This is a genomic window from Bacillus sp. FSL P4-0290 (assembly GCF_037975435.1).
GTDB classification, from domain to species: domain Bacteria; phylum Bacillota; class Bacilli; order Bacillales; family Bacillaceae; genus Bacillus; species Bacillus subtilis.
This window is the reverse complement of sequence record NZ_CP150253.1, coordinates 857981-878966: the sequence shown is the minus strand read 5'-3', so window position 1 is coordinate 878966 and position 20986 is coordinate 857981. Positions and strand designations below refer to the sequence as shown.

At 45.9% G+C, this 20986-nt stretch carries 19 protein-coding genes; 5 read left to right on the top strand and 14 right to left on the bottom strand.

Annotation, left to right across the window (positions count from 1 at the left end; all coding sequences use genetic code 11):
• Window positions 1-121: 121 nt before the first annotated feature.
• Together MKY10_RS04455 and MKY10_RS04450 are read left to right on the top strand one after the other, a co-directional pair.
• Window positions 122-1375, top strand: a complete 1254-nt coding sequence (locus tag MKY10_RS04455; protein WP_014479207.1) for an MFS transporter — start codon at window positions 122-124, stop codon at window positions 1373-1375.
• Complete coding sequence (locus MKY10_RS04450; RefSeq protein WP_042978133.1) at window positions 1341-1958, top strand: TetR/AcrR family transcriptional regulator; 618 nt, start codon at window positions 1341-1343, stop codon at window positions 1956-1958. Before MKY10_RS04455 ends, MKY10_RS04450 begins: the two co-directional genes overlap by 35 nt.
• A gap of 35 nt (window positions 1959-1993) precedes the next feature.
• Here MKY10_RS04450 and MKY10_RS04445 read toward each other — a convergent pair whose 3' ends face one another.
• Together MKY10_RS04445 and estB are read right to left on the bottom strand one after the other, a co-directional pair.
• A complete protein-coding gene (locus MKY10_RS04445) occupies window positions 1994-3082 on the bottom strand; it encodes an acyltransferase family protein (protein ID WP_015252525.1) in 1089 nt (362 codons plus the stop codon).
• 217 nt (window positions 3083-3299) lie between these two features.
• On the bottom strand, window positions 3300-3932 hold the full coding sequence (estB, locus tag MKY10_RS04440) for an esterase EstB (protein WP_015252526.1): 633 nt from the start codon (window positions 3930-3932) through the stop codon (window positions 3300-3302).
• Window positions 3933-4204: 272 nt separating this feature from the next.
• On the opposite strand from estB, the gene padR reads away from it, so the two are divergent.
• Window positions 4205-4753 carry a transcriptional regulator PadR gene (gene padR, locus MKY10_RS04435; RefSeq protein WP_003233588.1) on the top strand — a complete coding sequence of 183 codons (549 nt, stop codon included), beginning with the start codon at window positions 4205-4207 and terminating at the stop codon, window positions 4751-4753.
• A gap of 72 nt (window positions 4754-4825) precedes the next feature.
• Here the strand turns inward: padR and lnrN are convergent, their stop codons facing one another.
• From lnrN to glvA, 12 genes are all read right to left on the bottom strand, one after another.
• On the bottom strand, window positions 4826-5983 hold the full coding sequence (gene lnrN, locus MKY10_RS04430) for a linearmycin resistance permease LnrN (protein WP_046160209.1): 1158 nt from the start codon (window positions 5981-5983) through the stop codon (window positions 4826-4828).
• A gap of 14 nt (window positions 5984-5997) precedes the next feature.
• Entirely contained in the window at window positions 5998-7188 is a 1191-nt protein-coding gene (gene lnrM, locus MKY10_RS04425) for a linearmycin resistance permease LnrM (protein WP_015252528.1), read from the bottom strand.
• A gap of 12 nt (window positions 7189-7200) precedes the next feature.
• A complete protein-coding gene (lnrL, locus tag MKY10_RS04420; protein ID WP_048655258.1) occupies window positions 7201-8136 on the bottom strand; it encodes a linearmycin resistance ATP-binding protein LnrL in 936 nt (311 codons plus the stop codon).
• Window positions 8137-8279: 143 nt separating this feature from the next.
• Entirely contained in the window at window positions 8280-8942 is a 663-nt protein-coding gene (lnrK, locus tag MKY10_RS04415; RefSeq protein ID WP_015715522.1) for a two-component system response regulator LnrK, read from the bottom strand.
• On the bottom strand, window positions 8939-10141 hold the full coding sequence (gene lnrJ / locus MKY10_RS04410; RefSeq protein WP_080348126.1) for a two-component system sensor histidine kinase LnrJ: 1203 nt from the start codon (window positions 10139-10141) through the stop codon (window positions 8939-8941). Before lnrJ ends, lnrK begins: the two co-directional genes overlap by 4 nt.
• Window positions 10142-10258: 117 nt before the next feature.
• Complete coding sequence (catE, locus tag MKY10_RS04405) at window positions 10259-11116, bottom strand: catechol 2,3-dioxygenase (protein ID WP_015252532.1); 858 nt, start codon at window positions 11114-11116, stop codon at window positions 10259-10261.
• Window positions 11117-11133: 17 nt separating this feature from the next.
• Window positions 11134-11538: a DoxX family oxidoreductase CatD gene (catD, locus tag MKY10_RS04400; protein ID WP_015252533.1), complete on the bottom strand. Its 405-nt coding sequence runs from the start codon at window positions 11536-11538 to the stop codon at window positions 11134-11136.
• 153 nt (window positions 11539-11691) lie between these two features.
• The gene (locus MKY10_RS04395; RefSeq protein WP_048655257.1) at window positions 11692-13506 is read right to left on the bottom strand and encodes an ABC transporter ATP-binding protein; all 1815 of its coding nucleotides are present in this window, start codon (window positions 13504-13506) and stop codon (window positions 11692-11694) included.
• Entirely contained in the window at window positions 13500-15221 is a 1722-nt protein-coding gene (locus MKY10_RS04390; RefSeq protein ID WP_048655256.1) for an ABC transporter ATP-binding protein, read from the bottom strand. The genes MKY10_RS04395 and MKY10_RS04390 overlap by 7 nt, the downstream gene beginning before the upstream one ends.
• A 105-nt stretch (window positions 15222-15326) precedes the next feature.
• Window positions 15327-16910, bottom strand: coding sequence for a PTS maltose transporter subunit IIBC (gene malP / locus MKY10_RS04385; RefSeq protein ID WP_048655255.1), 1584 nt, complete (start codon window positions 16908-16910; stop codon window positions 15327-15329).
• A gap of 14 nt (window positions 16911-16924) precedes the next feature.
• Window positions 16925-17689 carry a MurR/RpiR family transcriptional regulator GlvR gene (gene glvR / locus MKY10_RS04380; RefSeq protein WP_015252537.1) on the bottom strand — a complete coding sequence of 255 codons (765 nt, stop codon included), beginning with the start codon at window positions 17687-17689 and terminating at the stop codon, window positions 16925-16927.
• Window positions 17690-17753: 64 nt separating this feature from the next.
• Window positions 17754-19103 carry a maltose-6'-phosphate glucosidase gene (gene glvA, locus MKY10_RS04375; protein WP_015252538.1) on the bottom strand — a complete coding sequence of 450 codons (1350 nt, stop codon included), beginning with the start codon at window positions 19101-19103 and terminating at the stop codon, window positions 17754-17756.
• A 335-nt stretch (window positions 19104-19438) separates the two neighbouring features.
• On the opposite strand from glvA, the gene MKY10_RS04370 reads away from it, so the two are divergent.
• Both MKY10_RS04370 and MKY10_RS04365 read left to right on the top strand, forming a co-directional pair.
• The gene (locus MKY10_RS04370) at window positions 19439-19753 is read left to right on the top strand and encodes a WXG100 family type VII secretion target (RefSeq protein ID WP_003243177.1); all 315 of its coding nucleotides are present in this window, start codon (window positions 19439-19441) and stop codon (window positions 19751-19753) included.
• Between the two features lie 3 nt (window positions 19754-19756).
• Window positions 19757-20977 (top strand): hypothetical protein, encoded by a 1221-nt coding sequence (locus MKY10_RS04365; RefSeq protein ID WP_339226219.1) that lies wholly within the window; start codon window positions 19757-19759, stop codon window positions 20975-20977.
• The last annotated feature ends 9 nt before the right edge of the window (window positions 20978-20986 follow it).

Sequence of the window (20986 nt, the reverse complement as noted above, 5' to 3'; positions counted from 1 at the left end):
ATGTTCCCCCTTCTTTTCACTCTTATCTTTTATTTTACAAGAAAAAGATTGTATATTGTGTCTTTTTCCCATACAATAAAAAACGACACTAGTGTCATTTTAATAATCAGGAGGATGAATCATGGAAAAACCGTTGTTTCGCAATCAAAAAGGACTGATGACACTGTTAGCCTCGCAAACCATTTCTTCACTTGGAGACTGGCTTCACATTTTGGCCGTGCTAACATTAGCCGCTTTTCAGCTTCATGCTTCTCCATTAGATATGTCGCTTTTAATGATGTCGTTTGCTTTGCCTGTCATTGTACTCGGACCTGTATCGGGTCTGCTTGCCGACCGTTTTGACAGAAAAACGATCATGTTTCTGTCTGAAATCGGACGTGCCCTCACCGTTATCAGCTGCGTTTATGTCAGTGAGCTTTGGCAGCTTTACGTATTGCTATGCCTTCAGAGCTGTTTTTCTTCACTTTTTTCACCTGCTAAAAACGGAAAGCTTAAGGAATTGGCTCCGGAAGCACACATTCAGCAGGCTGTTTCCGCCAGCAGCATCATTGATAACAGTGCAAAAATCTTCGGCCCTGCCCTTGGCGGCATGCTGATCGCTGCTGTCTCTATACATTCTGTTTTCTATATTAACGCCGGCGCCTTTCTTCTTTCCGCTGTCATTTTGTTTTTCCTCCCCAAAGATGCTTTTTTACAAAAAGCCAATACACCTCAAGAAAAAACATCAGCACTTGCTTCTATTAAAGAAGGCCTTCAGTATTTGAAACGGATGCCGCTTCTTTTAATAGGCTTACTCACAGCTTGCGTCGTTCTCTTTGTTTTGCAGATTGGTGATTCCCAGGCTATCATTCTTATCCGTTCTTTTTCAGGCGCTCCGCCTGAGCTTGCAGGCTGGTGCATGGCCGTCAGCGGAGCCGGCATGCTCCTTACGGCGGCAATTGCCGGCAGACGGCGAATCACCTCTTATTTTCTTTATTTCTCAGCTGGGACCTTTCTGCTTGGACTAGCAACTGGAGGCGTGCCATTTCTGAGCGGAATGGGAATTGCCGGCATTGCTCTTTTTATTTTCGCTTTTTTCATCATGGGAGCGGCTTTTGGTCTGGTCCATATTCCATTTCAAATTCTCGTGCAAACAACAGTGCCGGTTGATTACAGCGGCAGGGTGTTTGGCGCCATTCAGAGCGCGACAACCCTCGCCTCCATCCTCGGCATGGCGGGCGGAGGCATGCTGGCGGAATGGATCGGTGTTTCACTTGCTTTTCTTGTCTGTGGCTGCTTGCTGATCTTGATTGGGTTGATTACACTTGTAGGTAAGAAAGTTTCAGAAAGCAGGCGATATCTTGTCACCAAAAGTAACAAAGGAGCACAAGGATAAACGACAGGCAAAGATTTTAGAGGCTGCCAAAACGGTTTTTAAACGTAAAGGATTCGAATTAACGACGATGAAGGACGTTGTAGAAGAGTCAGGTTTCAGCCGGGGCGGTGTCTATCTTTATTTTTCAAGCACTGAGGAGATGTTTCGCCGCATTATTGAAACAGGGCTGGATGAAGGACTCCGAAAGCTTGATAAATCAGCTGAACACCAAAGTGTTTGGTCCGCCATTTCAATCTATTTGGATGAACTGACTGAGGGCCTGCGTGATGTAGCAGATACGCTGGCGCCGGTGCAATTTGAATATTTAGTGACAGCTTGGCGGAATGAGGAACGTAGGCAGTATTTGGAGAAAAGGTATGATCTTTTTGTGGAAAGATTTTCAAAGCTATTGCAAAAAGGGATCGATCAGGGAGAGTTTCAGCCGCTTCAGCCTCTTGCGACTATCGCCAAGTTTTTCCTCAATATGAATGACGGCATCATTCAAAACGCCCTGTATTTCGATGAAGAAAAGGCTGATGTATCTGGACTTGCTGAGTCTGCAAAACTATATTTAAAAACAGTTCTGCAAGCGGATGAGAAGTAAAGAAACGCGGCAGGAGCCCCCCTGCCGCTTGTTTTTCACCCTGCGTGATCACGCACTTCGACTGTTACCTTCTTCTGTTTTGGCTGATAAATTTTCCCCACAAATAAATACCCATATTTGAACTTATTCAGCGCCCATGAGGTCATAATCGGGCCGGCTGTACACACGGCAAACAGCAGGAGAACAGCCGGTACGGCAGGAATGTCGGGCATATTCAAAAGCAACACGTAGCCTATAATCATAAAATAGGCATGAAGCAGATAAATCGAAAACGAATAGTTGCTGATAAACATCATGATTTTCGGCACATGCTTCATTTTGGAGAACAAGTGAAAACACAGAAAAATCATGCTTGTTGAATACAGCATGATATCAGGCCGCTTCGAGCTGATCATGCCGATTTCACCCACATAAGAAACAGTGACAACCAGCGCCCCAGAAGCAATTGCGGCGCCGTACACCACCCAGCGGTATTGGTTCAGCAGCGCTAAAAAACGCTTGTATTCTTTTCCGCAATAGTAGGCTAGACAAAAGTAGAAAAGCCAGCCTGCGAACGGAACCCAGAAGAACGGAAATGCCCCGCCCTCTTCAGAAGCAGGAGCCGGGCTGGCTGCTGAGAAATAGCCTAAATAAGCGGCTGTCACCACAAATGAGATAGACAGCACCCATTTCGGCGATGCTTTTTTCAAATACTCATGAAACATCATATGCAGCATGTAAAATTGAAAGATGACGAGAATGAAGTATCCGATAAAGTTTCCTAAGAATACGTTCTCCAGATATTTTTGCACAAACGCGAGAAAGGTTACCTCTCCCCCCATCGCACTGGTCATCAGCAGCGCATCGATGGCCGCGATAAATAGAAAAGGAACAAAAATCACTTTTCCCCGCTTCTTTAAAAAACCGTCAGGCACCCCATCAGGATAAGAACGGGCCAGTAAAAATTCAGAGATGAAAATAAAAGCGGGCGTGCTGAACATCAGGAGTGTGCGGAAAGAATCAACAGTGTGAGAAATATCTGCAAGAGCTTCTGCCTGAAGCATCAGGACCATTGAAATGATATGGAGCAAGACGACACTTAAGCACGAAATGCAGCGGATCATAAAAATTTCTTTAATTTGCATAACAGCGCTCCTTTTATTTCAAATTTATAGAAATCGATGGTTGTACCTTAACATGTCCGCTCTATTTGAAAAAGTGCCTGATGTCATAAATTGACGTATGCATGATAGACTAAGGTCATAAACCCCTCTGGCTTTTTGGTGTATCTTTCTCAGACGAGATTGCTAGAAAATGCAAAAAACCTGCCGTATCGGAGACTGCAGGTTTTTTATGAAGATATTAATTTGTATTGAGGCCTCCGCCATTCAGCCCTTCTTTGATATAGCCGTTCACTTGGCTATTAGAAAGCAAGCCAATATGACCGATGCCATAAAGCTGGATGTTTCGCGCTCCTTGTAACCGAGACAAGCTATTGATAACAATTTGATCATTGAGACTGTAAATAGATGTATAGAGGATCTTTTGATTAGGGTCTGTGCGCGGTAGCGCCGTTGATGACACTAAACCATTAGCCCCTCCAAGCGTTACGACATTTTGAATCTTATTGCCCCCGCCTAAATATTTAATATAGTACAGCGTATTGGCGCCTCCCATACTATGAGCCACAATATCTACTTTTTTTGCCCCCGTCTCTTTTAAAACACGGTCAACATATGAAGCAAGCTGCGGGCCGTTATTTAGGTTATTTCCTGTTTTATCATAAAAATCAATTGCGTACAGTTTGTTGCTTTGCCAGCCTTGAGAAATTAAGTAGTTTTTAATAGCGAAAAAGTTGTATGATGCACCACTTATTCCATGAACAAGAACGACAGGATTATGTACTGATTCAGCTTTTGCGCCAGACGGCGGAGCGGCTAAAACAGATAGAATCAGCGATAAACAAATAATAAATGCCATAAGTACTTTTTTCACGTTTATTCCCCCTTAACATGTTGATACCACCAATTTCCTATTATACATAAAAAATCAATATGGTTAATATTTTTTCTGAAAATTAAATTTAAATCTCTTTTATATTGACGGTGATAAATCGGATACCTTCTGACAAACCTTTTATCTTCATTTCCAAAGAGCCCGGTTGTGTTCCCTTCCTCCCTTTTCTATAATAAGGGGAATAGGCAGTTAGAATCACAGTTGAGCACCGGCTCATCTGTTTTGCGAAACAGCCAGACACGGAGGATAGCATGAGAGTATTAAAATACGCCATATTAGGGCTTTTGCGAAAAGGCGAATTGAGTGGATACGATATTACGAGTTATTTTAAAGAGGAGCTCGGCCAGTTTTGGAGCGCCAAGCACAGCCAGATTTACCCTGAGCTCAAAAAGCTGACGGATGAAGGATTTATCACGTTCCGGACAACGATTCAGGGCACAAAGCTGGAGAAAAAGATGTACACCCTGACAGACAGCGGAAAGCAGGAGCTGCATGACTGGCTGATCCGCCACCAGCCGATACCCGAGACGGTGAAGGATGAATTTATGCTGAAGGCTTATTTCATTTCTTGTCTATCGCGCCAGGAGGCTTCTGATTTGTTCAAAGACCAGCTGCAAAAACGCCAGGCCAAGCTTTCTGACTTACAGGGAAGCTATGAAAAGCTTATGGCTTCAGCAGAGCCGATGTCATTTTCTTCACCAGACTTCGGCCACTATCTTGTGCTGACGAAAGCGCTGGAGCGGGAAAAAAATTACGTTTCTTGGCTGGAATCAATTTTAGCTATGATCGATAAGGATTAACCGCAGTTCAGGCTACACCCATACGAATGTACCCACATGCAAAAAAACATCTGCCTAAACGGCAGATGTTTTTTAGGCTCGGAGCGCTTTCAGCCCCGCTGCGAAAGTGATCGCAGCAAATGCAAGCAAGATGCCGCAGATTCCGAGAATATCTGTGACGCGGGCACCGTTAGCGATAATCTCCGTCAGCCCGCTCATCGCCCACTTTTGCGGAAGAAATTCAGCGATGGATTGCATAAATTTCGGTTCAATGTCGATCGGCCAATACATCCCGCTCACCATACATGTTGCGATGACGAACAAGTTGCCGAATGCAAGCTGCTGTTCTGGCGTTCTGACATTGGCCGCTATCATCAATCCAATGCCGACAACGGTCAATAGAAAAAGCGACACCAACACCATAACCGCAGCCGGATTCCCCCAGTTGATGCCAAACAGCCAATGGGTGGAAAGAAGCAATATGCCAAATTGAATCCAGCCAATGACAAAGAAGGACAGCACATACCCAGCACCGATTTCAGCTCGGCTGACAGAGGCTGTAAGCAATCTGGACCAGACGCCGTTTTTTCTTGCTTCTAAAATGGTTCCAGCCGCTCCCATCATGGTCAGCATGACAAACAGGATGGAAAAACCTGCTGCTCTGGAGGCTGTGTCACTTGCTTCCGCACCCTCTTTTTTATCACTGAGCATCTGTCGTTTTACAGCCGGAACCGTATCTTCATGTTTTTTGGCGAAAACGGTTTTATACGCCGCCTTCCAGTTTTCTCCCGCAGTCTGAGATGCCGTTTTCGCCGCGGTCACCTGAATATTGAGCGTTGCCAATGTGCTTTCTGCATATTGTTTGACCATCAGCGCTTCCGACAGCTCGGGGCCGTGACGGAAAATCAGCTCAGGATTTTTGCCTTTTTCCAGCTGTGTCTGGAACGAGCGGGAAATGACGATGATCCCGGCAATTTTCTTTTGTTTCAGCTTTTCTGACGCTTTGTTTTCAGGCACGTTTTCGAATGTATACATATCATCGTGTGCCTTCAGCTGCCGAATATAATGCTGTGAGAGAATCGTATCGTCCTGATCAACGATTGCAAGCCGCACCTTATCATCATTGCCGCCGAGCATACTCCCAAATACAAAGGTAAGCAAAAGCGGGGCAGCAAACATGATCAAATAGTTCTGCGGCTTCTTAAAAATGAGAGAAAGCTCAATGCCGCAAATGGCTATGATTTTTTTCACCTTTTGTACCCTCCTTATCTTGTATGAAGCCGTCTGATACCAATTACAAGTGAACAAAGGCCGATCGCCGCAAAAAGAAGCACAGGCTTTTGAAGGTCAGCCCATCCTCCCCCTTCCATTAAAGAAAGAAAGCCATCAAGCGCCCAGCGATTTGGCACCGCTTTGGATACAGACTGCAAGACGTCCGGAAATTGATACAGCGGCAGCATGGACCCGCCGAGAACCGCAAGCAATTGAATGCCGAAGCCGCCTATCGCATCTGCAGATTTCATATCGCTGATGCACGACGCAAGCAGCATTGAAATGCCGGATACAGCGGCAGCGTAAGAAAGCCCGAGTACACTCACAAACAGCAGATTACCTCCCCAGTCCACACCAAATACATTGATTGTGACGATCAGAAATATGAAAAATTGTATGATGGCAAACAAATACGTCCCAAGCCATTTTCCGAAGAGAATGACGGATTTTTGCGCAGGCGTCATCAGCATTCTGGCAAGCGTCTCCGTATCCTTTTCCTGTAAAAACGATTTCGCCCCGACTGTGATATGAAACAGCATAAACATGCAAAGCATTGCCGCCGAATAGTATTGAAAACTGGTAACGGCTTTGCTGCCCACAGATTTTTCCGCAATAGTCAGCTTGTCACCTGTTTCTTTTTCTAGCGTCTTTGCCAGCTTTTCTGCAAACTGTGCAGGGTCAAGTTTTCCTTGCTGTACAGCTTCCGTTTTGCTGATGTAGTCCATTGAGGCTGACGCGGCTTCCTTTACCGCTTTATATTGCTCTATAAATGAGCTTGCAGCTGTTTCAATGATGGAACTTTTCAATGTTTGATCAGGAGCGGCATTAACAACAGCTGAGGTTTTGCCGGCTTCCCAATGTTTCGGGATAACGATGCCTACATCGATTTTCTTTTCATCAATCAGCTTCTTCATCTTGTCTTCGCTGCCGGCTTTTGTGACCTTTATCGACTTCATTTTTTTGAGAACATCTTTTGTAAACATGTTTGCTGCATCTGACTGGTCTGATTGAATGTAGCCGACTTTGATGTCATCAATCCGGCTGCCTCCGTCAACAACTGATCCGAGCGCTGCGCCTAAAATACAGGTTAGGATGAGCGGCATTAGGATAAGCATCATAAATCCTTTTCTGTCCGTGATTCTGATTTTCACATCTTTCCATGCGATCCATATGCTTTTTTTCATGGCCGTCCCTCCTCAATCCCGCAACGTGCGGCCGGTCAGATTCAGAAACAGGCGCTCCAGATTCGGTTCCTGCACCTGAAGAGACAGCAGGTTTATATGATGAGCAGTGGCTTCAGCAAGCAGGCTTGTGACGACTTTCTCATGATGAGCCGCAGCAATGTCAATTTTGAGCTCTAATTCATGTACTGTTACATCATTCACATGGGCCAGAGATCGGATCGCCACAAGAAACGCTTCATTGATCCCGCTGACCGTGAGCTGAATGATGGTATCGCCCCCAAGGCGGCTGCACAAATCAGTTTTTGTGCCAATCGCAATCATTTCCCCCTGATCAATTATCCCGATCCGGTCGCATAAAAACTCAACTTCTTCCATGTAATGACTCGTATAGATCACCGTCATGCCCGTTTCGTTGAGCTGTTTGACCGTTTCTAAAATGTGATTTCTCGATTGAGGGTCAATACCGACAGTCGGTTCATCCATAATCAGCAGCTCGGGCTTATGCATTAAAGCCGCACCGATGTTGATTCTTCGTTTCATCCCCCCGGAAAATGTTTCAATCTTATCTTTAGCCCGCTCAGTCAGACCGACATATTCAAGGACCTCTGCCGCTCTTTTTTTGGCCTCACCGTGCGTAAGTCCGTACATTTTCCCCCAAAACATAAGATTCTCATGAGCCGTCAGCGTCGGATATAATGCAATTTCCTGCGGAACAATGCCGATTTTTTGTTTCGCTTTGGCCGTTTCTTTTCCGATAACATAGCCGCCCACCGTGATGTTCCCGCTGTCATGCGGCACAAGGCCGGAAATCATCGAGATGGTTGTGGATTTCCCCGCACCGTTAGGCCCGAGCAGACCGAACGACTCCCCCTTTTTGAGGGAAAAAGAAATGCCTTTCACGATTGTTTTTTTTCCGTATGCCTTTTTGATGTTTTCTGCTTGCAGCACGTCGTCTCACTCCTTTTTTTGATCCATTGCCATTGTAGAAGAAAGAAAGGCGTGCGGCATGTAGCGGCAGATAGAACATAGGGCATGAAAAAAAGGCCTGCAAAGGGCCTTTTCAGAGAAGCGTATATGCAAAACGTCATATGTCAAAAGACAGATACACCATATCTGACCGAGTAAATGGCGGCTTGGGTTCTGTCCCTGACAGCCAGCTTGCTGATAATATTTGAAACGTGGTTTTTGACTGTGCCTTCTGTAATGTAAAGCTTTTCGGCAATTTCTTTGTTATTCAGCCCGTACCCCAGCTCAGCCAGAACTTCGATTTCGCGCTCGGTCAGGTCGAGCAGCTCGTTAGGTTTTTCTATCTCATTTATTCCTTTCAGCTGTTTTTCACGCTTCCATTCATTCAGCATTTGGGCAGTCAATTCCGGCGGAAGCACCATTCCGCCAGAATGAACAGTCATCACCGCTTTTACAATCGTATCTGCCGACATATCCTTCAGCAGGTACCCGCTTGCTCCTTCTTCAAGCGCTTCAGCAATCAGCGCTGAATCCTTAAAGGTTGTCAACATCAAAACCTTTACGCCGGGCAGCGAGCTTGTGATTAATTTTGTTCCCTCCACCCCGTTGGAAACCGGCATGCGGATGTCCATTAACACGATATCCGGCTCCAGCTCTTTCGCCTTTTCGAAGGCTTCCTGTCCGTTTCGCGCCGTTGCGATCACATCGAGCTCTTCTCTGAGCTGGAGCAGGGATGCCAGCCCTTCTCTGACGATATCCTGATCGTCGGTAATGATGATCTTAATCATGATAAACTCTCCTTTTGCTGCACGGGCCTGAAGCTCCATTTTTTATTGGCAAGTGAAAATTCTGCATTCACAGTAAATCCTTGATCCTGTTCGCTTTCAAAGCGGATCGTTCCGCCATGCTCCGCTGCCCGCTTTTTCATATTCAAGAGGCCAAAGCCAAGTGCCGCTTCGGGATTGCCTTTTCCGTCATCCTTAATGACAAGGCTGATGCTGTCCGTTGTGCAGGCAAGCTGTATCGAACAAGCTGTGGCGCCGCCGTGCCGTTTGGCATTGGTCAGCGCTTCCTGCACCGTTCTGATCAGGGTCGGATGAAGAGACAGCGGAATGATTGCAGGATCGCCGCTGACCGCAAATTCTGTTGTGACCCCTGCATTTTTGCAAAAGTCCTCTGTCAGCTGTTTCAGCGATTCGATTAGCGAAGGATCGTTTTCAGTTTGCAGAGTGCGTACTGATAAGCGGACATCATCAAGCGCTTCACGGGCAAGTGTTTCACAGACACCTACTGTCTCATCCGCTTTTTGGCTGTCTCTTTTTTGCCATTCACGCAAAAGCTGCAGCTGGACGAGAAGGGCCGTCATTTTATGCCCCACTGTATCATGGATTTCCCGCGCCATTCTGTTCCGCTCGTAAATGGCAGTCAGCTCTTCAACCTGCTTCGCATATAAATGGAGCTCCTGATGTGCAGCAGACAACGCCAGATGGGACTCCGTCAGTTCCTGAAACTGCTGTTTTGCCGTATCCTGCGCATCCAACAGCTTGCGGATTAATTTGCCCACGACACCGCAGAAAACAACGAATGTCATGCTAGTCAAATGATCAATGACAAATTCATTGCCGAACATCGCATATGTACAGATGAGGACGGTCAAAAATAAAATAGAGGAAAGACATAAGACAGACCATGCTGTTCTTTTAGGAAACCCCCGCAGAAAAAAGGCGACCGCAACCGGACAAAGCATAATAATGAACAAACCTGTGCCGGGAAAGATAAATCCGAACGAAAAGCCGATTGCAATATCAATCAGGCAGAACCAGATGGCATTTGTCTCTTTTGTCAGCAAAACATGATTGGCTGCATACATGGCAGCACCTGCTGCTATAAATACATATCCAAACCAGTTATCCTCTTTCACAATGGACAGATACATTAAACAGCTCACCATCAAGGTGAACATTCTCGTAAAAAAAAGAGCTTTCACGCTCATCACTCCCGATACCCAATTCCCTTCTTATCATACCTGCCTCAGGGCATTTTTGACAGGAGTTTCTGGAAAATAAAAAATCCCCCTGCCGTTTTTTCGGCAAGGGGATTGCAGTTAAATCACAAATGTAATATAGGCGCCGGAAACAGGGTCTTTCACACGAAAGCTGTTTTCCGTCTCTTCAATCGAATACCCGGCGTGTTTGACTCGGTTTGCCACCAAATCCAGCTCCTCTTGGTGGGGCAGGACAACAGTATAATAATCTAGTCCGCTGGCATTTGTCGGTTTAGGCGGCGCATTTCTTCCCGCCCAAATGTTTAAGCCGATATGATGGTGGTACCCCCCGGCTGAAACGAAGAGGGCGGACATGCCCGCATAGTTTCCGACAATGTCAAAGCCCAGTACATCTGTATAAAACGCCTTTGCTTCTTTCAAATCACTGACATGCAGATGAATGTGTCCGATGATTGTATCGGTCGGAAGCGATGTTTTCCGCTCATCTCCTGCCTCTTCCAGAAGGCCCTCAATGTCAACAGCGGTTGTCGTCATGACGTAGTTTCCTTCCCGATCACGCTGCCACGTGCTGCGGGGGCGGTCAGCGTACATTTCAATGCCGTTTCCGTCAGGATCAGACAGGTAGAGCGCTTCGCTGACAGCATGGTCTCCATGTCCGATAGCAATGCCGTGTTCAATCAGGCGGGCGAGCGCGATCCCAAGTTCTTTCCTGTCCGGAAGAAGAATCGCAAAGTGATAAAGGCCTGTCACAGACCGTTCAGGCAAGACGACAGCGCTCGGATTTTCTTCAAGAATAAGCAGTACGCGTTTCCCGTCAGCCGTTAATTCAGCTTGGCGATCCGTCTTTTTTAAGACTTGAAAACCGATGACGTTACAGTAGAACTGAAGCGAACGCTCCAGACTGCGAATTGTGAGTTTGGCATAGCCAATGTGTGTATCCTCATGAATGCTGGTCATGCTGCATGCCTCTTTTCTTATGCTGAAACGTTTTCGTTCTTTTTTCCTTTAAATACAAATGGGTCCAGCGCCAGGAATCGACTTCCAGTAAGCGCCAGGTGAATGGATGTCAAAAGCAGAAGGTAATCAAATTCTGCATTGCCCATGAATGGCGCTTTCAGCTTAACAGTGATGATGGCGCCGATCAGTGTAAGGGCGAACAGTACACCGACAATACGTGTAGCCAATCCGAAGAAGACAAGCACTCCGCCAATGAGTTCAATCGCTGCGATGACATACGCCATAAAGCTTGGAAGGCCTATGCTGCCGAAAAATTGGATGGTGCCCTCCATTCCCTGAAACTTTGATAAACCGTGAACAAAAAAGATAATACCTGTAATAACTCTTAAAAGTAATGTGCCAATTTCAAATGATTTATTCATTTTATCCTCCTTGATAAATGTTATCACTTACTTAATGTAAGCTAGTATATATACATAACTTGTTTACGTCAAGTAATTTTGTTACATTTTACGAAAATGAAATAAAAGTACTATAAAACTGTAACAAAAAAGACCTCTGTGCAGGACAAAGGTCTATTTCTCAAATTGGCTTTCATATAAGTCACTGTAAAATCCTTTTTGCCGAATCAGCTCGTCATGGCTGCCTTTTTCAATCATTTCACCGTCTTTTAGCACCACAATCTGGTCCGCTCTTTGAATGGTGTTCAGCCTGTGGGCAATGATGACACTTGTTCTTCCTTCCATTAAACGGGCGAGCGCTTCTTGAATGTTGACTTCTGTTACGGTATCAATGTTGCTTGTCGCTTCATCCAAAATGAGAAGAACCGGATCGGCAAGCACCGCCCGCGCTATAGAAATCAACTGCTTCTGTCCTTGACTGATGCCCGAACCGTTTTGCGTCAGCACGGTGTCATACCCTTTTGGCAGCCTTTCAATAAAGCTATGGGCATTTGCTGTTTTTGCAGCGGCTTCGACTTCCTGATCAGAAGCATCGAGCCTGCCATAGCGAATGTTTTCTCTGATCGTTCCCTGAAATAAGAAAGAATCCTGAAGAACAAACCCCATGTTTTTTCTCAGGCTTGCTCTAGTAAGAGTTTTAATATCAGTACCGTCGATTAAAATTTTTCCTTTGTCAGGCTCGTAAAAACGGGCGAGAAGGTTAGTGACGGTTGTCTTTCCCGCCCCCGTCGGCCCGACAAACGCGATGGACTGCCCGGCAGGCACGGTAAACTGTAAATGCTTCAGTGTCTGCTGCCCTTTATCGTAACCGAAGGACACATCCCGGAATTCAATGCTGCCTGTTTGGATGGGCTGATGCACGGCGTTCTTTTCATCCTCGCGCTCTTCTTTTTCATCAAGCACGTCAAACACCCGTTCAGCACCGGCGATTGCGGACAGCATCGTATTAAACTGGTTGGCCAGATCGTTTAAAGGGCGTGTAAATTGTCTTGAATACTCGGCAAAGACGACGATGGAGCCGATCGAGATCCAGCCTTTCAGCGCAAACAAACCGCCGATTGCCGCAATCATTGTAAAACTTAAGTTATTCAAAGAGTTCATGACCTTCGGGATAAACCCGGAAATCGTCTGCGCCCAAAAGCCCGACGTCTTGAGTGCAGCGTTTTTTTCGAGGAATTCAGCAGTAATCTGCTTCTCACGTGAATATGCTTTGATGACCTTTGCGCCTGAAACAGATTCCTCAATATACCCATTCAGATCACCAAGGTTTTTCTGCTGTTCTTTAAACAGCTTTCCCGTTCGGTTGGTGATCCATTTCAGGCTCGCTGCCATCACCGGAATAACGGTCAGCGTAATCAATGTAAGGAGCGGGCTCATGTACAGCATCACCGCAATCGTCCCGACAAAGGTGATCACGCTTGACAAAATTTGAATGACTGACGTGTTTAAGGTAGAACTGACATTTTCGATGTCATTCGTCACCCGGCTCATCAGCTCGCCGTGCCGCTGTTTATCAAAAAATGGAATCGGCAGCTCATGCAGATGGGTGAACAATTCGCTTCTCATTCTGAAAACCGTGCCCTGCGAGATCGTAATCATCCAATAGTTTTGAAACCAAAGCGACAGGGACTGAATGATATAGATAGCGAGCAGAAGAAGCAAAACAGGAATCAAGCCGCTGACCGTTTTCCCGACGATAAAATGGTCGATGGCCTTTCCGATCACAAAGGGACCAAGGAGCCCGAATATGGCGCTGATGACAACCATCAGCATGACAAGTATGAGCAGTCCTTTTCTTTCAGCCAAGTAAGACCAGATTCGTCTCAGTGTGCCCTTTGTATCCTTTGCTTTCGCCCGCTTTTTCGCGCCTTCTTTTTTGTCAATTGGCAGTTTGGGATATTGGAAAGGCTTGCGGATGTCTTTTAGCATGACTCGCTCCCCTCCCTTCCGAATTGTGACTCGTAAATGCGCTTGTATAACTGAGATTCAGAAAGCAGCTCACTGTGAGTGCCTTTTTCAATCAGTTCGCCGTCCTCAAGCAGCAAAATCTGATCAGCTTTCATCGCCGTGGTTATTTTTTGTGTAATGATCAAAGTTGTGCAATGGTATGTGCTGATTGCTTCAAGCAGCTTTGCCTCCGTTTGCAGATCAAGCGCGCTTGTGCTGTCATCTAATAGAAGGATAGCCGGTTTTCGAATCAGCGCCCGCGCAATGGAAATCCGCTGCTTTTGGCCGCCGGACAGGTTGACGCCTCTTTGCCCCAAAACAGTGTCATATCCATTTGGGAGCTTCAAAATCGTTTCATGAATTTGCGCATGTTTGGCCGCATCCATTATTTCATCTAGTGAAGCATTTTCTTTGCCCCAAGCGATGTTTTCTTTGATTGTGCCGGAAAACAAGAGGACTTCCTGCGGTACATATCCAATTTGCCTGCGCAGCCCTTCAGCCGGAATATCTTGAACCGGCTTTTCATCTATGTAAATGCGGCCTGAATCCGGCTGATAAAGCCGCGGAATGAGCTGAAAAAGCGTGGACTTGCCCGAGCCCGTCGCACCGAGAATCGCGATCGTTTCTCTTGGCTTTGCGGAAAATGAGACATTCCTGAGCGCTTCTCTGTCCATTTCAGGATAGCGAAAGGATACATGCTGAAACTCAATCCGTCCTGACAAACGATCAGATATGGTGCCTTCCTCCCGCTCGTCGCCTTCTGTTTCAAGCACCTCACCGATTCTATCCCCTGAAGCCTTCGCCCGGGTGAAAATCATAATCAAAAACGGAAACATCGAAAGCGCGCCTGTAATTCGTGTTGCGTAGTTAATTATCGCAACAACATCGCCAACCTGAGTGCTTCCGCTCGTAATACTGTAGGACCCCGCCCACAAAATCAAAAGGATGCAGAGATTCATCAAAAGCATCAGTACAGGCATCGTGAATTCCACAAGCTGAAAGGCCGAAACCGTTTTTTCCATCAGCCTTGTGTTGGCTTTGATAAATCGTTTGACTTCGTGGCTGCCGCGAAGCAGCGCTTTGATCAGCTTGATTGCAATTAAATTTTCCTGCATGATGGTGTTCACTTGATCCAGCCTTTTCTGCACTGAGCGGAACAGTGCCCCGCCTTTCCTTAATACCCATAGCAAAAACAAGATCAGGATCGGAATGGTCACAAGCAGAAAAAACCCGAGTTTCACATTAACGGCAAGCGACAGCACAATGCCGCCTGCAATCATTAAGGGAGCCCGCAGCATAAACCGCAAACTCATAAAAATCATATTTTGAACCTGTGTGACGTCGTTTGTCAGCCTTGTAATATAAGAAGAGGACGAAAACTGTCCAAATGTGGAATAGGAGAAGGACTGGATTTTTTGAAAAAGCCCTTTTCTCGTATCATAGGAAAAGCTTTGGCTGACATGGGCGGCATAAAAGGAATTCAGCATCCCCGCCGCAAAGGATAACACGGTCAGCCCGATCATGACCGCGCCCCATATCCATACATGCCGCAGATCTTGCTTCAATATCCCATCGTCGATGATTTTTGCAATCAATAAAGGCTGCAGCAGTTCAACTGCAAGCTCCGTCAGCATAAGAATCAGAGCAATTCCCGCCAGCAATGAATATGGTTTTAAAAACGACAAAGCCTTTTGCATGTAAAAGCCTCCAAACCCCTTTTTACTCGATTGTCTCTTTCTTTACTTTACTATGGCGGTCTTTTTGACGGCAAACGAAAACCCTCCCGAAAAGGAGGGCAGTCTTTATTGATTCAATATTTTTTCCACACGCTCCCGCATCTGCGGCACGCTTAATCCGATAATTACCTGAAACGCCTTCCCGTTCCTGACAACGCCGTGTGCGCCAAGCGCGCGGAATACGTTGTCGGGTTCAACCTTTGTTTCATCCTTGACACTGACTCTGAGGCGGGTTGCGCAGTTTGTGACTTCAGTGATGTTGTCTTTTCCGCCCAGCGCTTCAATATACAGAAAAGCGGTGTCATCAGCCGTTTCAGCAGCGGAGGCCGTTTCATCCTTGTTTTTTCGTTCTCTGTATTCCTTTTTCGAATATAGCTTTGTTTCCTGCTGTTCATCCTTTTCCCGTCCTGGTGTAGCGATATTGAATTTGAGGATTAAAAATCTGAAGACGAAAAAATAAATTGCTGTAAACGAGAGCCCGATCAAAATTTGATACACATATGTCATACCGTGGCTGCCAAAGAGCGGAATCCAGTTCAAGGTTACCGCCTCAATCAGTCCGCCTCCCATATTTCCGACGACGCCGGCCATATACATAACTGTCGACATTGTGGCGGCAAGCACGGCGTGAACCGCAAATAAGAAAGGTGAAATGAATAAGAACGTAAACTCAATCGGCTCTGTAATACCGGCGACAATCGCTGTCAGTGTGACAGGAATCAGCAGCCCTGCGACGAGTTTTTTCTTTTCCTTTTTGGCTGTCACATAAAAAGCCAGGGCGATACCCGGAATACCGAAGATTTTCGAGTTGCCGTGAAGCGCGAATCCGCCTTGCGGAAAGAGCTCCTTCAGCGGTTTGGCGCTTTGCGAATATTCGCCAAGATGCTGTGCCCAATACGTGACGATCCCGCCTTCCGCTACAGCCGGGCCATAAATAAACGGCGTGTAAATAAAGTGATGAAGGCCGGTCGGAATTAAAATCCGTTCCAAAAACGTGTATATCCAAACGCCCATCGCCCCAGAAGCAACCAGGAAGCTTTGAAGCGAGCCGATTCCCGATTGAACCATCGGCCAAATATAAGACACAGCCAAGGCAATTGGGATCATAATAAAGAAGGAAATCATCACGATATATGTTGAGCCTTGAAAGATGCCGAGAAAATCGGGCAGTTTTTTATCAAAATAGCGATTATGCAAAAAGACGACAATCGAAGAAATAAAGATGGCTCCGATAATGTTGGTATCGAGCGTTTTTATGCCCGCAATCATCGTTAACCCGCTCGTTCCGCCGACCTCTTGATTCATGTCGACGCCAAATGCTCCTCCCCATACCGTCAATATCGCGCTGACAAAATAGTTGAATGTCAGGTAGACAGTAAGCGCTTCCAAACAAGCGCGTGCCTGAGCTTTCTTCGCCAAAGCAACCGGGATGCCAATGGCGAATAAGAGCGGCATTTGGTTAAAAACAGTCCAGCCGCCCTGCTCAATAATATACCAGCACTGATACCAAAAATCGTCGGGATCGGCGAGCGGGCCCATGAGGGTTTTATTTTTAAAGAGCGTGCTGATACCGACGATAATGCCGGCGAACGCGAATAATAAAACAGGCACAAACATCGCGCTTCCAAAGCGCTGAATTTTTTGCATCATACCAGAACCCCCTGCTAGTCATTGTCATTTTTTTCTGCCTCTTTGTAATCAACATATGCGCGGAACAATGCTTCGCCAACGAGAAAAAACGGTGCAAAAGCGACAATTTCCGTTTTATCGCTTAATGTCACAGGTTTGCTTGTCGCATAAAGATTATGCGGAGTCAGCTGGGCGAGGACATTGTTTTTTAAATTCGTAATGGAAATAAAGGGAATACCCTTTGCAGAAAGCATTCTTGCCTGAGGAATCAGCTCCGGTGTTTCTCCGGAAAGAGAAATGATGATAAACAGATCATTTACTTTAAAATCATCGCGCATCAAATTAAATTCATTTGTATCTTCAATTAAAATAAGATAGCGATGGCGCGGAATAAACATTCTTTGCAGGTCGCGGGCGCATATCTTTTGCGCATTTCCAGAACCGTAGACGAAAATGCGGTCCGCTTCATCAATCAGCTGGCACATGTCCGTCATGTCCTTTGTCCGTAAGAACTTCAAATTTGCTTCAATATCATCAAGCAGCTTTTCAAAACTCATACTCTCGCCTTCTTCCGGCTGATCTTCCCACTTTAAAAAGACGCGAAATTCACTGTAACCGCTGAAACCGAGCTTTTGGGCAAGCCGTAAAATTGAGGAACGCGATACACTGCAAGCTTTGGCCAGCGCGTCGATTCCAAGGTGATAGCATGTGTGCTTATGATTCAATATATATTTTAAAATATGAAAATCGTTGTCATTCAATTTGCTGTAGTGCTGATTGATCAGTTCTTCGAGCTGCATATCAGATCCCCCCATTTTCTTTCTATTATATACAATTACAGATTCGAAAATGGGGGAATTTCAGTTATGATATACGGGTCGGGCTTTGATCAAGCTCAGGCCAGAAGTCTTTGTTGGCCTCCATTAAATCCTCGAGAATGAGTCTTGCCACACGCGCGTTCGGCATTGTTTTTGACAAAATTAGCGCCTGCCACAGCTTTTGGAACGATTTCTCCGCCCACGCTTCAACAGTCAGCTTCTCAACGGATACCTGCTGCTCCATAAGCCCTTTTTGGAATTGCGGAATGGTGCCGACGGTAATCGGTTCAGGCCCATTTGAGCCGACAATGCATGGCACCTCGACCATCGCAGTCGGGTCAAAGTTCGCAATTGCGCCGTTATTTTCAACGATCAACAGCATTCTTTCACCTGTGTTGTAGGCAATCGCCCGGGCAAGATCAACGATATATGATGCGTGGTCATCGATTTTGATTTCGCTGTTTTCTGTGGACTGCTCACGTGTAATCATGTCACATTGGCTGAAAATAAAAGCTTCGCGCCCTTCCATCACTTCATTTGCCCGCGTATGATTCGGATTTGATTTTTTCACCATATCATCCGGGAACAAATAATATTGCAAATACGTATTCGGCAGTGTATCAGGATCTGCGGCCTGCACGTCACGCGCTTTGGCGAATGTGTCATTCCAGCTCGCTTCCACCGCTTCAGCCTCTGTTTTCGGAATATAGCCGTATTGAGATACATGCTCCTTCAGCTTCGGCATTAAATCGTTGCCCTCTTGATCCTGAATTGATGTCCACCAGCCGAAGTGATTTAATCCGTAATAGCGGACCTTCATTTCTTTTCTTGAGGATAAGCCAAGAATTTGCGCCATCCGGTCTTCGATCCCAACCGGCATATCACAGATATTGAGAATTTTAGAATTCGGTCTAAGGCGTCTCGTAGCTTCAGCCACAATTGCCGCCGGATTGGAATAATTGAGCATCCACGCGTCAGGCGAGTATTTTTCCATGTAATCTAATATTTCAAGCACACCGCCGATCGAACGCATACCGTATGCGATCCCGCCCGGCCCGCACGTCTCCTGGCCGACAACTCCGTACTTTAACGGAATTTGCTCATCAAGCGCACGCATCGCGTATTTCCCTACTCTGATGTGCGCCATAACAAAATCGACATCTGTAAAAGCTTCTTCCGGGTCAGTCGTCGCTGCAAATTCAATATCCGGCGCTTTTTCTCTGATAAAAACGTCACAGGCGCCTGCAATTCGATCCTGTCTCTCCTTATCATTATCATACAGCTTCAGCTTTCTGATCGGAAACTCCTCCAAATGGTCCAAGAGCATGAGTACGATCCCTGGAGTGAAAGTGCTCCCTCCGCCCGCTATTACGATTGAGAATGATTTTTTCTTCATATGACGACCTCCTTGATAACGTTTACAATTCCATTTATACCATGAGATAGCTCGTCCCGTAACACGTTTGGCGCACTTAGGTCATTTGATCAACTTTAGTGTTTTTTCCCATAGAGCGGGAAATTTCTCATTTGCCTTATGTCTGAGAGATTTGGTTTTTTTACCTTTTTTGTAATCTTAAAGTCTCACCAACTGTGAATTTTAAGTGAATATACGCCCTTCCAATTCTTATGAAAAGGTTCTTTTGTACGATTCGGATACATGCCGAATTATTTATAATCATTTATATAAAACATCCAATTGTGCGTGAATTTAGAAAAGGCAGGGGACAAAAGTTGGACTCATATAAAGTCATTGAGCTGGCAAACAAGTATAGTGCGGCCGCAGAAGAGGTCAGAAGCTCCAAAATGCTGCTTGAATCCCGGTTATCTGCATTGGGAGATGCTTGGCAGGGCAAAGCAAGAGATTCGTTTGACCAGGATTTCGAGGAAACGAAAGCCGCCTACGATCAATTCGAACAGGAGCTGCTTGAAACAAGCCAAGAGCTGAAGGCTGCCGCTGTCAAAATAGAAGAACGAAAAGCTGAAATTGCCAGAATGGAAGAACTGGAGCGTAAAGCAAGAGAGGAAAGACATAAACTCGGGAGGTGAACGGTGTGTCAGGAAACAGTTGATCCGGATAAGCTCGAACAGCTTGCAAATGATGTAGTCACTGAATTAACTGATATGGAAAACAAATATAAGGACCTGCATGTGGAGCTGGGGCAGATGATTTTGCAATGCGATCCCCGCTACACCAGCTGTTTTTCTGGAGTGGGCGATGCGTGGAGCTCAGGAAAAGCGCTCGTCACTAAGCTGAGTGACAATGAGATTTTCATCAGAAAAACGGGCGATAAATTTGTGGAACAAGATGATATTTTGCGAAAGCTCTACAATGCCTACGACAAATACGGTACGATGACAAGCTTAACCGCTCTTATGCTGACGCAGGGAAAATATTACGGATTAGGGCTTACAAAATTTGCGAAACAGCCAAGCGGCTTGCATACAGCCCAGCACTCAAAACTGCTCTTGGATATTTCCAAGGCCGTTGACAGCTCACGTTATCAAAAAGCGGCAAGAGTGCTTTTGAATCCTAAATATTTGTTGAAAAAGACAAACCGTCCATTTTCAGATTTGGTACATAAAAAGTTTACAAAATACTTCCCTCAGGACACGGTGGATTTTTCAAACAGCGTCAGAAGCTACACAAAAGGATTTCTTAATGAAGCCGGCGTACGCTCCACTTTGAAGGATGTGGGAAAAACGGGCTTGAGATTCGCGAAAGGAAATGCCATTACCGCCACACTGATTACCGGTGCGACCGAAACATTCGGAGCAGGCGTGAAAATTGCTGAAAATTATGCAAAATACCAGGACAAACCCGAAGTTCTCAAGCGTGAAAACGCCAAGGCTGTCGGGAATGCTGTGAATAATACGATTTTTGTTGCCGGCGGTGCCACAGCTGGTGCTGTTGTGGGCGGTGCCGTAGGAAGTGTGTTAGGTCCTGTCGGCACAGTAATCGGAGGCACAATTGGTTCGGCAGTAGGAGGGTTTGTTGGGGAAAAAATCGCAAAATTCACATCAGTCTATGCTGAAAAAGCAGCGATAAAACTTAAAGAACCGATCCATGCTGTCGTTGATACAGCCAAAAAAGGACTGGAATCAGCCGGCAAAGTCGTCAAATCAGTGAATGACGACATAGATGCGGCGAATAAAACGATACATAAAGGGATAGACAGTGCGAAAAAAGGAATAGAAAAAGCAAAGAAAACAGCGGATTCGCTCATACACGGCGCAACCCATTTCCTTAAAGGGAAATTTTCATTTGGATAGGAGAATAAA